At 38.1% G+C, this 15080-nt stretch carries 13 protein-coding genes; 7 read left to right on the top strand and 6 right to left on the bottom strand.

From position 1 onward, the window contains the following. Positions 1 to 18: 18 nt before the first annotated feature. Positions 19 to 2469, bottom strand: coding sequence for a heavy metal translocating P-type ATPase metal-binding domain-containing protein (locus LXL81_RS19695; RefSeq protein WP_234648478.1), 2451 nt, complete (start codon positions 2467 to 2469; stop codon positions 19 to 21). Between the two features lie 162 nt (positions 2470 to 2631). On the opposite strand from LXL81_RS19695, the gene LXL81_RS19690 reads away from it, so the two are divergent. Then, positions 2632 to 3606, top strand: coding sequence for a hypothetical protein (locus LXL81_RS19690; protein ID WP_234648477.1), 975 nt, complete (start codon positions 2632 to 2634; stop codon positions 3604 to 3606). A 38-nt stretch (positions 3607 to 3644) separates the two neighbouring features. On the opposite strand, the gene LXL81_RS19685 is transcribed toward LXL81_RS19690, so the two are convergent. From LXL81_RS19685 to LXL81_RS19675, 3 genes are all read right to left on the bottom strand, one after another. Next, the gene (locus LXL81_RS19685) at positions 3645 to 4277 is read right to left on the bottom strand and encodes a class I SAM-dependent methyltransferase (RefSeq protein ID WP_234648476.1); all 633 of its coding nucleotides are present in this window, start codon (positions 4275 to 4277) and stop codon (positions 3645 to 3647) included. Positions 4278 to 4283: 6 nt separating this feature from the next. Continuing rightward, positions 4284 to 5195, bottom strand: a complete 912-nt coding sequence (locus LXL81_RS19680) for a UbiA family prenyltransferase (RefSeq protein WP_234648475.1) — start codon at positions 5193 to 5195, stop codon at positions 4284 to 4286. 108 nt (positions 5196 to 5303) lie between these two features. Continuing rightward, positions 5304 to 6554 (bottom strand): asparagine synthetase B, encoded by a 1251-nt coding sequence (locus LXL81_RS19675; RefSeq protein WP_234648474.1) that lies wholly within the window; start codon positions 6552 to 6554, stop codon positions 5304 to 5306. Positions 6555 to 6723: 169 nt separating this feature from the next. Between LXL81_RS19675 and LXL81_RS19670 the strand changes: the two genes are divergently transcribed. Beyond that, on the top strand, positions 6724 to 8208 hold the full coding sequence (locus LXL81_RS19670) for a PLP-dependent aminotransferase family protein (protein WP_234648473.1): 1485 nt from the start codon (positions 6724 to 6726) through the stop codon (positions 8206 to 8208). Between the two features lie 17 nt (positions 8209 to 8225). Here the strand turns inward: LXL81_RS19670 and LXL81_RS19665 are convergent, their stop codons facing one another. Continuing rightward, the gene (locus LXL81_RS19665; RefSeq protein ID WP_234648472.1) at positions 8226 to 8408 is read right to left on the bottom strand and encodes a hypothetical protein; all 183 of its coding nucleotides are present in this window, start codon (positions 8406 to 8408) and stop codon (positions 8226 to 8228) included. 407 nt (positions 8409 to 8815) lie between these two features. On the opposite strand from LXL81_RS19665, the gene LXL81_RS19660 reads away from it, so the two are divergent. The 4 genes from LXL81_RS19660 to LXL81_RS19645 all read left to right on the top strand — a co-directional run bounded on the left by LXL81_RS19660 (position 8816) and on the right by LXL81_RS19645 (position 13659). Then, a complete protein-coding gene (locus LXL81_RS19660) occupies positions 8816 to 9319 on the top strand; it encodes a hypothetical protein (protein ID WP_234648471.1) in 504 nt (167 codons plus the stop codon). 446 nt (positions 9320 to 9765) lie between these two features. Then, entirely contained in the window at positions 9766 to 10185 is a 420-nt protein-coding gene (locus LXL81_RS19655; RefSeq protein WP_234648470.1) for a hypothetical protein, read from the top strand. A 2-nt stretch (positions 10186 to 10187) separates the two neighbouring features. Beyond that, complete coding sequence (locus tag LXL81_RS19650; protein WP_234648469.1) at positions 10188 to 11678, top strand: IMP dehydrogenase; 1491 nt, start codon at positions 10188 to 10190, stop codon at positions 11676 to 11678. 442 nt (positions 11679 to 12120) lie between these two features. Beyond that, the gene (locus tag LXL81_RS19645) at positions 12121 to 13659 is read left to right on the top strand and encodes a DHA2 family efflux MFS transporter permease subunit (protein ID WP_234648468.1); all 1539 of its coding nucleotides are present in this window, start codon (positions 12121 to 12123) and stop codon (positions 13657 to 13659) included. A 45-nt stretch (positions 13660 to 13704) separates the two neighbouring features. Here the strand turns inward: LXL81_RS19645 and LXL81_RS19640 are convergent, their stop codons facing one another. Beyond that, a complete protein-coding gene (locus tag LXL81_RS19640; protein WP_234648467.1) occupies positions 13705 to 14079 on the bottom strand; it encodes a hypothetical protein in 375 nt (124 codons plus the stop codon). Positions 14080 to 14577: 498 nt separating this feature from the next. Here LXL81_RS19640 and LXL81_RS19635 point away from each other — a divergent pair, with 498 nt between their 5' ends. Continuing rightward, positions 14578 to 15075, top strand: a complete 498-nt coding sequence (locus LXL81_RS19635) for a hypothetical protein (RefSeq protein WP_234648466.1) — start codon at positions 14578 to 14580, stop codon at positions 15073 to 15075. Positions 15076 to 15080: the final 5 nt, after the last annotated feature.

The raw sequence follows: 15080 nt of genomic DNA, 5'->3' as shown, positions 1-15080 counted from the left end.
TATTATAACTGATGTTTATCAGTTTTTCATCCATTTGGCAGCTGAGATATTGGTTGCAATGGTTGTGAAAAGTACGATGGTTATGGAGCTTACAGGCATAAGAATGGCAGCAATCAGAGGTGATAGTTTCCCGGCAACTGCAAACGACAGGCCGAACACATTATATAGAAGTGATATGGCAAAACTGATCTTGATAATTCTTTGACCCAACTTGGCAAGATTAATAAAAGACGGAAGTTTTCCCAGTTGATTTCCTTCCACTATTGCATCGCAGGCAGGTGAAAAATTATTGATATCATCTGAAACGGCTAATCCTACATTACTCTGGCGCAACGCGCCTGCATCATTCAGCCCGTCACCGATCATCAAAACGTTTCGTTGTTCTTTTTTTTGTAGATATTCAATAAAATGAAGCTTGTCTTCCGGCTTTTGCTCGAATAATAAATTGGTATCTTTTTTGAAGATTGGTAAGAGTATAGAGCGATCTGTCTGTTTGTCACCTGATAGGAGATAAGTTTCAAAACCTTCTTCCTGAAGTACGCTAACAGTTTTGGCAAGCTCCGGCCGGTATTTGCTTTTTAGTGTAAAATAACCCTTTATTTTTCTATCAATCGAAATATAAATCTGAGAGCCATCCTGTACTTTTTCAGTTGGTTCAACTTGTTCAACCCATTTGGAAGATCCGAGCTTCACTTCCTGATTTCCCCAGAAAGCTTTTATTCCGGCACCGCCGGTTTCTTCAAATTGTATCAGCATACGTCTGCTTGCCGTGATGTTATCAAGTTTTTTGACCAGCATCCGGCTTAAAGGATGAGAAGATTGCATGGCTAATGTCTTGATCATAATAAGCTCATCCTCTGTCAGATCTTTTCCAACAAATTCAATCTCCGCTTCATTGGTCTGTGTAATGGTTCCGGTTTTGTCAAAGACGATGGTGTCAATGTGTGAAAGTCGTTCAATGGCATCTGCATTTTTTGGATAAAAGCGGTGCTTGCCAAAAAGACTGAGCAGATTCCCATTTGTAAAAGTGGAGGAGAGTAACAATGCACACGGACAGGCCACAAGCAGTGAAGTTGTAAAAGCTCTGAAAGCAGTTTCATGTTGATTTAAAATAAAGAACCAAAACAGAAAAGTCAAACCTGCAATAACAAGTACCACTGAGGAAAAATACCTGTTAATCCGAGCGGCAAGTGTCTGATTTTGATTCTCTTTTTCTTTGGTAAAAGTGTCGTTATTCCAAAGTTGGGTAAGGTAACTTTGGGATACCTTTCTTAAAACTTCCAGCTCCACAGACAGTCCTGTCTGTTTTCCGCCAGCATAAATAGTATCACCTTTTTGGCGTTCAACGGGTTCTGCTTCTCCGGATACAAAGCTGTAATCGATTAATGCTCTGCTGCTTATTAATACAGCATCTGCCGGAATCAATTCCTGGTTTCGGACGAGCATTTTATCGCCCGGAGAAAGTTCAGTGATTGGAACCCGGTTTTCTTTTCCGTCTTTCAGGACTGTAACCGCTATCGGGAAATAAGATTTGTAATCTCTGTCAAAAGAAATTCCTGCATAGGTTTTATCCTGGAAATATCTTCCGATCAACATAAAAAATACCGCGCCGGTTAAGGAATCGAAATATCCGGGGCCTGTCTTGGTTGAAATCTGATATATACTGGTCAGAAATACACAAAGCAAAGCCAATGCGATCGGCGCATCTATATTGAGATATTTTCCTTTTAGCGCAGACCATGCCGATTTGAAAAAGTCGGCTGCGCAATAGAAAAATACCGGCAGGCTCAATACCAGATTTATAATACTAAAAAGTGTCCTGAGATTTTGATCACTTGTACTTTCGCTTAGGTGAAAATATTCTGGGAAACTCAGAAGCATAATGTTACCAAATGCAAAGCCTGCAATCCCAATTTTATACAGCCGTGTTCTGTTCCATTTCTCATCCTGAGTTCCTTCAATATCATTTAAACTGATATAAGGTTCATATCCAATTTTAGTAATCAGTGTGGCCAGTTCACTAAGTTTAACTTCCTGGCAATCAAAGGTTATTCTTACTTTTTTCTCAGGGAAATTAACAACTGAACTTCGGATGGCGGGATTTAATCTGTTCAATTGTTCTAATAACCAGATGCATGAACTGCAATGTATTTTTGGGATTAGCCAATGGACACTTGAAAGCTTTCCGTCCGTGAATTCAAGTAATTTTTCAGAAACTTCCGGTAAGTCCAGATAGTCAAATTTACCCTTAAAATAGGTGGTGTCAGGAGAAATTCCTTGTGATCCGTCAATAGCATAATAACTGCAAAGGTTATTCTCATTCAAAATTTCATAAACAGCAGAACAGCCCTGGCAACAGAACTCATGATCGTCTGAAAGGATGATTTCATCCCTGCATTCTTCTCCGCAATGATAACAGGAGGGCTTCGCAGGTATCTGTTTGTCAAGAACTGATTCGGCGGATTTCATAGTTGAAATGTGGTAATAAGGACAGCAGTTAAAGTATCCAGAAGTGTAATGTGACACTTGTTAAAAATCTTAGTCAAAATTGGCGGATTTGAATGGGAGAGAAGATGACCTATATCTGTATGTTGTGTGACTTTGGTCAGTATTGGCAAGGCTTATTACAAATTGAATGACTTAGATAATGTTTTGGGTATGCGTAAAAAGAATGATATACTGTTGAAAAGCGCTTTTGAAGAAGCTTTCCATGATTTGCTGCGTTTCTTTTTCAATGATGCGGATAATATTTTTAATATGGAGCGCGGTTTTCAGTTCTTGGATAAAGAACTGAGTGAGTTGTTTCCTGAACTTGAAAAGCAAGGTGGCAGTCGCTTTGTGGATATGCTTGTGAAAACATTTTTGAGAAATGGAGCGGAAGAATGGATATTGGTACACATTGAGATTGAAGCAATTGCAGGAAAGCAGTTTGCCAAAAGGATGTTTCAGTATTATTATAGAATTCTGGACAGGTTTGAAGTTGATATAGTTGCGCTTGCTGTTTTTACAGGGGCCAGAAATCAAAATCAGACGGCATCTTATCAAAAGAATTTTTTAGGAACAAAGATTACTTACGAGTATAATGCCTACGGAATTCAGCAACATAGTGAAAAAGAGCTTCTGGCTATGAATAATCCATTTGCATTTATTGTTCTGGCGGCACAGAAAGCATTGTTGATGGGGAAAATTCCTGAGGAAGAGTTGGGGGAACAGCGATTAACCATTGCGAGGGCTCTTATAAAAACTAAACAATATGACAACGAGCAGATAAGGCGTTTTCTGTATTTTTTGAAGACATTCGTTCACATTGAAAATTCTGAAATAAATAGTAAATTTGATAAGGAAATAAATTTGTTAACCGGTAAAGAAACAGCCATGGGAATTATTGAAACGATTAAGATGCTGGCAAAGGAAGAAGGTATTGAGGAAGGAATGGAAAAAGGTATTGAGGAGGGGATGGAAAAAGGCCGTGAAGAAGAGAAAGTCATAATAGTAAAACATCTTCTCAAAAATTCCGACTTCGATGTAGATAAAATATCCTTTCTGACAGGTGTGGCTAAGGAGTTTATTGAAAAGGTGAGAGTTGACTTAACTGATAACAGGTAAAGAAGGTAAAAACTGAATTAAGTAATTATAAATGAAACTTATTTGAGTATTTTTTTATAACTAATCGACCTCACAAATTTCCCATAAAACCATCCCTCATAAATTTTATTATACTGTTCAGTATAATAGAAATCCATATCTACGAGTTCGGAAGCTTCAACTTTACTTAATACTCCAAAAAATAAATACATCATTTTTAAAAGTAATTTTTGCCAGATTTTTGTCTGGTATTTGTCTGGAATGAAATCGGTGTAAAGCCATAATCCATTTATTTTTAACTTTTCACTTATTCCTGAAAATAGGGTCTGGATTTTGTCCTTTTTGAAAAGGTCAAAAAAGAAAGGTGTAATAATCATATCAAATTGGGTTTCTGACTGATATTTTTCAACAGGCAGGTTTATAAAAGTAACGTCATTGTTTTCGCAGATTCGCCTCTTAGACAATTCAATCATTTTTAAAGACGATTCTACATAAATTATTTCTAATCCGGAGGAATGTATTTTGGTAATTTCTTCTAGTATCCAGCCGGTTCCTCCACCAACAATCAAAATTCTGCTATCTGGTAAAATTTGAGATAGTAAACTTACCTGCGCTATTACCAGGGCATCTCCAAAAACTAACCGGCTGATAAAATCATAGGGGCGGGCAACTTTATCAAAATCAGTATCCATTTTTTTCTAGTGATTAAATTGAGATCCGACTATGCCGCAAATTGCTTTTACGAGTAGAAGTCCGTCGATGACAATGAGGTAGTATAGAATATTTTTATGCCTTAACATAGACCTTGCTACAATCAACATAAAAATAAAAGGTGTCAGATTGAATAGTAAAATTATGGTTTTGAAATGGCGGAAATGTGCAAAAAATAAAAGCGAAATCACGCCAATTCCCAGCAAAGGAATCAACACATAAAAAATTGTTTTTTGCAAACCATAACGAACGACGAAGGTTTTAAGCTGATGATTTGAATCGTCTTCATAATCTTTTAAATCAAACATAATGGCATTTGCAGTGCAAAACATCCAGTTTTTCATAAAAAGCCAAAGGGCAAAGACAGGATCAACATAGTATGCGCCCCGTTCAATTTGCAAAACAACCAACGGTAATAAATTCACGCAGCAAGCCCAGACTAACCCAATGATGAACGCTTTAAGCCAACCTGTGTTTCGTAGGTTAATTTTTATGAAAGATTTAGGTATTAAGCCATAATATAAAATTGCTGCCAGGCATATAACACCAACCACGATACAGTACGTTATTGGCAGGTGTAGAATATTTTCGTAATACCTGAAAAGTAAAACCAAAGATAAAATTGTACACAGGCAAAGTAAAACAGGCTGGCTCCACCTGATGAAATTATGATGCCCGGCATACCAGATTGTTCTGGGATTTATAGAATTGTTTGCACTTGTTATACCCGAATAAGCATAAGTATAATACATCACCGTTCCTAAAAACAACAGCACATAGTATAAAGTGGAATTGAAATGGATTTGAAGCTGAAATGCTGTTTCCAAAGAAAGTGCAACAGCCAATAAGCCGACAAAATAATTTCCGAAAAAGATAAATTCAACGAATTTTCGTCCCACTTGAAATGTTATTTCCGATTGCTGATTTTTGTTTGAATCTGCTGAAAATGCAGATTGAAACATTGTCTTGCAGGAAATATATCAATTTAAAGTGGCTGTAACCAATTTTTACGTTTTTCTCTTTTTCTTCCTTGCTGATGGGAAAAGAACATTGTTGAGGATAAGCCGATAACCCGGAGAATTTGGATAAAGATTGAGGTCTGTCGCCATTCTGCGGTTGCCGCCGCGGCGACCTTCCGGATCATGTCCGCCGTAAAAGGTCCATTGGCCACGGCCAAGTTCGCCATAAATATATCTGTCTGAATGACTGCTGGTTCCCATAACCAACACGTTGGGTTTGACGGTATATTTTGTGAATGCATTCGTTTGTCCAAAAAATTCCCGGATCAGGCTTTCATGGTTTTGAACAAGCATCGCCGGAATTACATCCCATTTCGCTGAAAAATCAAACAAAGAGAAATAATCTTCATTTTCACTGTACCACGACCTGCCACTGGATGCGTTAATATCCGAAAAGGCACTTCCATCATCATCGTCCAGGTGGAGTTTGAAATTTTGAAATGCAAAAGTTTTGGAATAATCCAGTTTCGATTGAGCATTAGGATCCGCACCATCGCCATCGATTCCGTCGACAATATCGATTCCCTCAGCGGCCAGGGCAATATCAAATGTTTCTGCGCCGGAGCACATCGCAAACAAAAAACCGCCGCCAGCACAGAATTCCTTAATTGATTTCGCAACAGCCAGTTTCATCTGCGAGACTTTTGTATATCCATATCGATTTGCAATGGCCTCCTGCGCCTTGATGTCATTTGGAGACAGGCGCCGTAAATTTCGTCCAAACTGGCCGGTAAAATCTTCATGATGCAAGTGGATCCAGTCGTATTTGGGAAGATCGCCTCTTAATATTTCTTCATCATAAATTACTTCAAAAGGGATTTCTGCATATTTCAAAACCAGTAATACTGCATCTGTATTTTCAAATTCGGAGGCACTGATTTTTATTGGTGAATAGACGGCAATCTTCGCAGCAGTATGTAATTTTATGACTTCCATATTGACATTCGGATTGCTGATCTGGCTTACGATTTGTGACTGGGAAGCGTCCGATAAAATGTCGAAGGAAATTGCACGCAGTTTACATTCTCTTTCAATGGCCTTGGAATATTGAACCATAAAACTGCCACCGCGATAATTCAAAAGCCAGTCCAGTTCAACATCATCTTTAAGGATTGCATACGCCAGACCATATGCCTTAAGATGATTGGTCTGCGTTTTGTCCATCGGTATCAGCAGAAAATTCGCCAGGCAAACGGGCGAAAGAAGAACCAGCAGCACGGAAAGAAATCTTCTGATCATAGCCAATACCGTTAAATGCTGAATTAGATACTGAAAGCAATCAAATTTAGCGAATAAATATTGATTTATCCAGCTGTAATTCAGGGTGATATATAGTTTATTTAAAATGACCGTACAGATATTTCACCCTAAGTTATTCCGGACTCTTTATAATTGTTAATTTTGCTCCATGAGTAGTCCGGTTCAAATTCCTTTTAAAAGTATGGTCACGATTGACCGTGATCTGGACACGCCAGTCTATTTGCAGATCGTACACCAAATGATCAACGCGATTCAGCGTGGCGTTTTGACACCAGGTATTCAATTACCGGGATCCCGTGCATTATCTCAGGAACTGGAAGTGCATCGTAAAACGATTATTGCTGTTTACGACGAACTGAATGCGCAGGGCTGGACTGAAATTCAACCCAATAAAGGAACTTTTGTAAGCAGCAAATCACCAGCCAGAAGATCGGATTCATTAAAATACAATACCGAATTTTTGACCAGTTATCCTGAAAAGACGGGTTTTGGTTTCAAACAAAATATATTACTTGATAAGCCTGCCATTACCACGGATTCTGCATTATCGTTTACGGATGGCCTTCCGGATATACGTCTGGCCCCGTTGGATCGTTTGGCGAAAGTTTACGGTGGAATTTTAAAAAGAAAAAGCAGTCACAAACATTTTGGATATTCTCATGTCGAAGGAAATGAATTTTATCGCGAAACACTGGCGCAATATCTGAATAATACCCGCGGTTTGCACATCACCAAAAATAATATACTGACTACCAGAGGAATACATATGAGTATTTATCTGGCGTCTCATCTTTTGATTGAAAAGGATGATCTGGTTATCGTCGGCGATCTCAGTTATTATGTTGCCAACATGATATTTCAGGAGGCTGGTGCGCGTATTGTTTCGGTTGCAGTAGACGAGGACGGGATTTCGGTAGAAGCGATCAAAAAACTCTGTGAGTCCAGGAAGATCAGAATGATATATCTGACTCCGCACCATCATTATCCTACAACGGTGACCCTAAGTACAGAGCGCAGACTGGAATTGTTAAGCCTTTCTGCGCAACATGGTTTTATTATTCTGGAAGATGATTATGACTATGATTTTCACTACAATAGCAGTCCCGTATTGCCGCTAACCAGTGCCGATAGGCATGGAATGGTGGTCTATATCGGCTCGTTTTGTAATTCTTTAGCTCCGGGATTTCGGTCAGGATATCTGGTAGCTCCTGAAAATCTTATTCAGGAACTGGGTAAGTTTCGTCGTATTGTTGACAGGCAGGGCGATATGTTAATGGAGCAGGCCTTGGGAGAACTGTTGGAAGAAAGAGAAATTCAGCGGCATCTTAAAAAAGCTTTGAAAATTTATCAGGAACGCAGAGATTCTTTATGTGATTTATTAACTTCTGAATTGGGTGATTATGTTTCATTTTCTGCTCCGCCGGGCGGTTTATCTATATGGACAAATTGGAAGCCGGAATTGAATCTCATGCGGATCAGTAAAAACTGTCTGGTAGAAAATCTGCATTTACCGCATAAACTTTTGTACCAAACAGAAAATGTCACAGCTATGCGGCTAGGTTTTGGAAATTTGTCCGTGGAAGAAATGAAGATAGCCGTCGGAATTTTGAAAAATGCAATCCAAAAAGGGTGATCCTGAATTTCCAAACATTATAGTTGATTTTCACCATCCTCAGTTGGATTTCCATTATTGTCGTTTTGCTTTTTATTTAGTAAACGAGAAATCCAGGCAGCGAGCATAAATGGAGATAGCAATATCGTGGTGACAACTGTTGCAACAAACCAGATAAAACCAACAATTGCTTTTATTAAGATTATGAAAAAATTGCTCATCAAGAGGAGTGAGGGTATAGTCTTTATTGATTAGATATATCAATGGGTTAAATCTTTTTTCAGCCTGATATTGATGATAATTTCAGGTTAAGTATTAAAAGACTTTTTCGTTGAGCGGAGCATTACAGGTTGTTGGTAAATATACTAACTATTTGATAATAAGTAATATATTTTGATTTAGCGGTAGTTTCCAAGCTGATCATGGCGGATTATTACTACATCGCATGTAGATATTCTGGATTGTGTAAATACTGAACCGAAATTCTGTATTTGAATAGTTTCATTTAAAATTATAAAAATTATAAAATCTTATTTTGTTTTATAGTATCTTCGAACTAATAAATTTTTTCGTAGAAAAAATTCTATTGATATATTTGTGCTATGTAGAACCTCTATAATCGATAAATGTGAAAAATTATCTATTACTTTTAATTATCTGTTATATTTCCACACAGTTTGTTTTTGGGCAGGACCTTATAGTCAAACATGATGGCGAGAAATTAAATGTCAAGGTAAATTACGTCACAGAAAGTATTATTGTTTACACCGATCCGGCCGATTCCCATTCATACAAATTAGGCAAAGCGGAAGTTGAAAAAATCGTGTACAAATCTGGTCGTATGGAACCGATTTCGCAAAAAGTTGAAATACATGGAAAAAAGGACTGGGAAAAAATTGTGGTAACCAACAATCCTTTGTCCGTGGTAGGTTTGATAAAAAAGGGTGAAATCCATATCAAATCCGCTCATCAGATCCATAGTTTATCGAATATTGAGTCCAGGGACGTTGAGAAAATGAAAAAGCAGGCCGCTGAAATGGGCGCGCATGTGATCGTGCTCAATGGATATGATGCCCGAGCCGAGTTAAAAAAAAACAGTGACCAGATATTGGTAGCCTACGGATATGAATAATATCTGACAAAGTTCAGATGTGTGAAAAATGAAAACCGGGCGTTTGTTAAAGATGGCAGTATTGTATTACGTATAAGGACCGGGGTTAAAGTTTCGGGGCAATGAATATTTCGCCAACTTATGCTTCATCAAAAATTATATTGCAATCGGACAGTGTTCATATCATTTTATTCCTGGTATTTATTAATAACGGATCTCTTTGGTTTGGTTTAAAAAACATGCTTTTCAATATACCTAGTCGATAAGTAGTAATTTCTATGCTTCCGATCAAGGAATTGTTATAAAAATAAATTACTTTTGCGTCCATTATAGAAAGAACGCTTTACGAGTCAGTTGAATAACACCTTATGTTATCCGATTTATGCAATGTAAAGCTTCCGTGGAAAAATCATAATTGACGTTAGTGAATTATTTCCCGGAAAAGATGTTCTCTATAAATATATTTTATGGAAACAGGGTTCAATATTGTTGAAGTACCCGGTTCGCAGAGCCGGAAAGTTGCAGGAGAAAAGCAACAATGGTACAGAACGGCAATTTTGAAAATGTTTAACCGGTTTGTTAATCTTCTCTTTTTCAGGGCTTTCCGAAAAAATATCATCCTAAATTACGGTATTCTGGATTCAAAACTGATTTCAGACATATTAATCCAACAGGGCATTAGAAACAATTTATTTTTCCCGACAGATTCAAAATCAATGTCGGTATTCAGTCTTAAACTTCAAAAAACAATTCGATTCTTCTTCATCGGTGATACCGGCTTATTGGTAAAATCTTATTTTCCTACATTGTTCAAAATGTGGGAAACGGATCTTTCTTATTTGGCAGTATTTTCGAACAGAAGAGCGATAAATTTAAAAAACAGATAAAAATGGCTCAGTATTTAAACGAAACATCAAGAACTTTTAGCGAATACCTTTTGATTCCGGGTTTGACAACCAAGGAATGTGTTCCTAACAAGGTATCATTGAAAACTCCTCTAACGAAGTTTAATAGAGGAGAAGTGTCTGATATTGAACTAAATGTACCTTTTGTATCCGCCATTATGCAGTCGGTTTCGGACGATAATATGGCCATTGCACTAGCTAAAAACGGAGGCCTTTCCTTTATTTTTGGTTCTCAGTCAATTGAGGAACAATCAGAAATGATTAGAAAAGTGAAAAATCACAAATCTGGTTTTGTGATCAGCACAGCCAATCTTACAGAAGAACATACTTTGAAAGATGTCATTCTTTTAAAAGGAAGAACCGGACATTCAACTATCGCAATTACTGATGACGGAACAGCGGAAGGCAAATTATTAGGCATCGTTACAAGCAGAGATTATCGAGTTACTAACGACAGTCTTGATAAAAAGGTGAAGGAATTTATGACACCTTTTTCAAATCTGGTTACGGCTGAACTTGGAATTTCCCTGAAAGAAGCAAATGATATTATCTGGGAACATAAGCTTAACAGCCTTCCGGTAATTGACGAAAATAATAATTTCAAGTTTTTCGTATTCAGAAAGGATTATGATAATCACAAAGATAACCCTCTGGAATTGTCTGATTCTCAAAAGAAATTGATCGTTGGCGCAGGAATTAATACGAGAGATTACAAGGAACGGGTACCTGCTTTGGTTGAAGCTGGTGCTGATGTGTTATGTATCGATTCGTCGGATGGATTTTCTGAATGGCAAAAGGAAACGCTTGAATACATTAAAAGTGAATTTGGCGGGAAAGTGAAAGTTGGCGCTGGTAACGTAGTTGATAAAGAAGGATTTTTATATCTGGTAGAAGCAGGTGCTGACTTTATCAAAGTGGGTGTTGGCGGTGGATCAATTTGTATTACCAGAGAAACAAAAGGTATCGGACGTGGACAGGCAACGGCACTTATTGAAGTGGCAGACGCCCGTGACGAATATTTCAGGGAGACGGGAGTGTATATTCCGATTTGCTCGGATGGAGGAATTGCCCAGGATTACCATATGGTACTTGCTCTTGCCATGGGCGCGGATTTTCTGATGATGGGTAGATATTTCGCCCGCTTTGACGAAAGCCCGACACGTAAATTGATGGTTGGCGGAAATTATGTAAAGGAATATTGGGGAGAAGGTTCTAACCGTGCACGTAACTGGCAGCGTTATGATATGGGTGACACCGCAGATGGTTTGAAATTTGAAGAAGGAGTTGACAGTTACGTTCCTTATGCCGGTACTTTAAAAGATAATCTGGCTGTTACCGTTGGAAAGATTAAATCGACGATGTGTAGCTGCGGAACTCTTTCTATTCCATTACTCAAAGAAAAAGCAAAAATTACGTTGGTTTCTTCCGTGAGTATTGTTGAAGGCGGAGCACATGATGTGATTGTAAAAGAATAATTTTGAATATTCTGATTAAGCTGGCCAGGCAGGTTTTGATACTTGTCTGGCCGGTTTTTTTTGTTCGATATTTAATTTTCTCCCCCGAATAAATTCCAGGTCTGGTATATCGGCTATCCCCTGGCACTTTTTCTTAATTTTAAAATGCCAGAGGCGTGATCCATATGGTAACCTTGGGTTTTAACCCACGGAGCAAGGGAATATATCTTACCTGAAAATACCGTAAGTATGACCGATTAATGCCAATGATTTGCTCATCCCAATATATTCCACAAAATATTTTGAAAATAATACCGAATGGTATATTTTTGTCATCAAATTAAAATTTGAAAGTAAACATTGTATTCTTAGATCCTACGTTTTAATAAGTCATTAAAAAATTATATTTAGCCCTATCTATTATGAAAAATTTTGTTGATAAAATATACCGATCGTTATTATTATGAAACGAACGATCCTTCTGATTACCGTGATAGCAGCTGCCGTCATGGAATTGATTGACACATCAATCGTCAATGTTGCACTTTCACATATGAGCGGGAACCTGGGATCTACACTTGAAGATACTTCCTGGGTGATCACGTCCTATGCTATTGCCAATGTCATCATCATCCCGATGACCAGCTTTCTGGCTTTAAAGCTCGGGCGTAGAAATTATTACATCGGATCTGTCATCGCTTTTACATTCTTTTCATTCATGTGCGGACAAGCTTCCGGCATCTGGATGCTTGTTTTCTTCCGCTTTCTGCAAGGACTAGGTGGTGGCGCGTTACTTTCTGTTTCCCAGGCGATCGTTTTCGAATTATTTCCAAAAGAAAAACAAAATGTGGCCAGCGCGATATTTGGTGTAGGCGTTTTTCTCGGCCCCACGATCGGACCGACCTTAGGCGGGTTCATCACAGAATATTATTCCTGGCCCTGGATTTTTTATATCAATATCCCCATTGGCGTCACCGTAGCATCTCTTTGTTACGTTTTACTTAGCGAACCGAAGTTTAAGCAAACAGCCGGAAATATAGACTGGACGGGCATTTTACTTTTAGCCATTGGCATCGGCTCTTTACAAACCGTTTTGGAGAGGGGAGAGATAGACGACTGGTTTGATGCGAATTATATTATCTGGCTGAGCGTAGCGGCTTCGCTTGGGTTATCACTATTCATCTGGTGGGAATTAAAAGTCAAAAGTCCTGTGGTAAACCTGCGGGTTTTGAAAAGTAAAAATCTGAGTATAGCGGCTATCGTTACATTCATTTCGGGAATAGGTCTTTTTAGTTCGGTATTTTTGACGCCGGTTTTTGCGCAACGTTTGTTGAATTTTACACCTTCACAAACCGGTTTATTGTTATTGCCCGGTGCATTTCTGGCAATAGGAGGTTTGATTATTTCCGCAAAGCTTTTACAAAAAGGCATTTCCCCATTGTTTATGATCACAACAGGCATGATGCTTTTTGTCTTGTTCAGCTGGCAGATGTCCAGGTTAAATCTAAATGCAAGTGCTCATGATATAACTATTTCTCTGATTTTCCGTGGTGTAGGACTGGCAATCGTCACGGTACCGCTAACTGCACTAGCGGTCTCGGCGCTGGAACCAAAGGATATTCCCCAGGGCGCAGCCCTCAACAATATGATGAGACAACTTGGAGGTTCGGTCGGGCTTGCTATGGTAAATACGTATTTGCATAACCGTAACGCCCTGCATCGTTCGGATCTGGTATCAAATGTAACAGAGTATAATCCGCTTGCGATGCAGCGAATTGCAGGATATACCAACTATTTCATAGGTAAAGGATTCACTTCATTTGATGCAAACAAAAAGGCTATGGGCTTAATTGATGCCGGAATCGGGCGACAAAGTAATTTGCTAAGTTTTAATGATGCCTATTTACTGGTCGGAGCTGTTTTTCTTTTCGCTTTGCCTTTGCTGTTTTTGGTTACAAAGAAAAAGGGGAGTAAGCCACAGGTAATTTTATCGGATCATTAAGTTTTAGAGCCTTCCAATATGCCAGTTTCAAAGTTTGTTAGTATTTCAAATATCTTTAAAATGAGGATCATAGAAGCTCTTCCAAACCTTGATGGTTTCCTCGATTGAATCCGGCGGACTTGATAAATAATCTTTAATTTTTGTAAGGTTGACCGAAGGAGTATGACTGGAAGACGACTTAACTAAACTGACCAGAAGTTTGTCAATAGCTGATGAATCCGTCTGCCAGTTTGGACTGTATTTTTCGAACCAGTTTTCGTTCAAAAAAGCAAAACCCTCATAGCTATATGCGTTGACAATTCCGTCGGGATCAATAATCACAGCTTCGGTCGGGCTTTCTCTTTCAAGTTGTGCATATTTCTCATTGAAGTTGGCAATTCCTTCGCCCAGTATGGCAATGTTTCTAAGTAGCTTAATCATGTTCAGCAATTGATTGAGAAGTGATTTATTCGTTTTGAATTGTTAATTTATCAGACATAATTATCATACCTGTAAAAATATTACTGATATGTAAATTTATAATTCGTTAGTCTGATCATCATTTGTTAATGAATTTTGGGAATCTGGATTTAAGTCCGGATTCCCATTTCGGTGTTAATAGAGCGAGGTTTTACATAAGTTCTTTAAGAATCGGACTTAAAAAAATATGCCAGCCGGTAATATTTTCGATATAAAAATCTGCATTATATCCATATTAATATCATTTCTTCCTATGGTAAAGATACCATCCGAAACAGTTAAATCAAACCGTCAGATTTTTCTGTAAGCCTGCCTGCCGAAGTCAGGACTTTACATTTCTAATCTTGTATTGATAAAAACCGAATTCATATCACATTCTATAATCCGGATTGATTATTTTTGAATGTTATTATTTCCAGAGCTGTTTTTACAAACAGTATCCATTTTTACAATTTTAAAATGATCAGAATTTCGCAGCTTCCGTTAATTACCTCCGCTGACCAGTTTCATGCAGCAAAACAAATTCTACTTGTTGATGTGCTGTATGTTGGTGATGCGCCAAGGACTATGCGGGAATATATCAAGGCAAGTCACGGTGGGTTTGTATATGAAAAGAAAACCTATATGCCAATTACGCTTACCGGGAATCCTGAAAGCCTGATTGCAAATGCTGAAAAAGGGATACATTTCAAATTTGACAAAGGATTTGAAAATGTATATGTTTTGGATGGAAACCTGGATTCTGCCATTTGGCATCGAAAACTATATGATATGACAGCCTATGCCGATCAGCCGGCTATTGGTTTTGAGCGTGAAGAAGATTTTATTATTGAAAGGTATTTGTCGGGTTATGTAGAATATCCAAAACCCGAAGCCACGTTATTAAAATTACCTGCAAAAATGCCATCGATTGGTACCAAAGCAATGCGTGGATTAAAACCTGTTGTTCGTAAATAACTGGT

Origin of the sequence: Dyadobacter sp. CY356, from assembly GCF_021440195.1 — a bacterium.
GTDB lineage: Bacteria > Bacteroidota > Bacteroidia > Cytophagales > Spirosomataceae > Dyadobacter.
The sequence above is the reverse complement of the archived record's forward strand: the minus strand, read 5'-3'. Positions and strand labels throughout refer to the sequence as shown.

Coding starts and splice junctions, on each gene's coding strand:
- LXL81_RS19650 (WP_234648469.1), top strand. CDS start 10,188: ATGGCTCAGTATTTAAACGAAACATCAAGAACTTTTAGCGAATACCTT.
- LXL81_RS19655 (WP_234648470.1), top strand. CDS start 9,766: ATGGAAACAGGGTTCAATATTGTTGAAGTACCCGGTTCGCAGAGCCGG.
- LXL81_RS19640 (WP_234648467.1), bottom strand. CDS start 14,079: ATGATTAAGCTACTTAGAAACATTGCCATACTGGGCGAAGGAATTGCC.
- LXL81_RS19635 (WP_234648466.1), top strand. CDS start 14,578: ATGATCAGAATTTCGCAGCTTCCGTTAATTACCTCCGCTGACCAGTTT.
- LXL81_RS19675 (WP_234648474.1), bottom strand. CDS start 6,554: ATGATCAGAAGATTTCTTTCCGTGCTGCTGGTTCTTCTTTCGCCCGTT.
- LXL81_RS19665 (WP_234648472.1), bottom strand. CDS start 8,408: ATGAGCAATTTTTTCATAATCTTAATAAAAGCAATTGTTGGTTTTATC.
- LXL81_RS19695 (WP_234648478.1), bottom strand. CDS start 2,469: ATGAAATCCGCCGAATCAGTTCTTGACAAACAGATACCTGCGAAGCCC.
- LXL81_RS19685 (WP_234648476.1), bottom strand. CDS start 4,277: ATGGATACTGATTTTGATAAAGTTGCCCGCCCCTATGATTTTATCAGC.
- LXL81_RS19670 (WP_234648473.1), top strand. CDS start 6,724: ATGAGTAGTCCGGTTCAAATTCCTTTTAAAAGTATGGTCACGATTGAC.
- LXL81_RS19645 (WP_234648468.1), top strand. CDS start 12,121: ATGAAACGAACGATCCTTCTGATTACCGTGATAGCAGCTGCCGTCATG.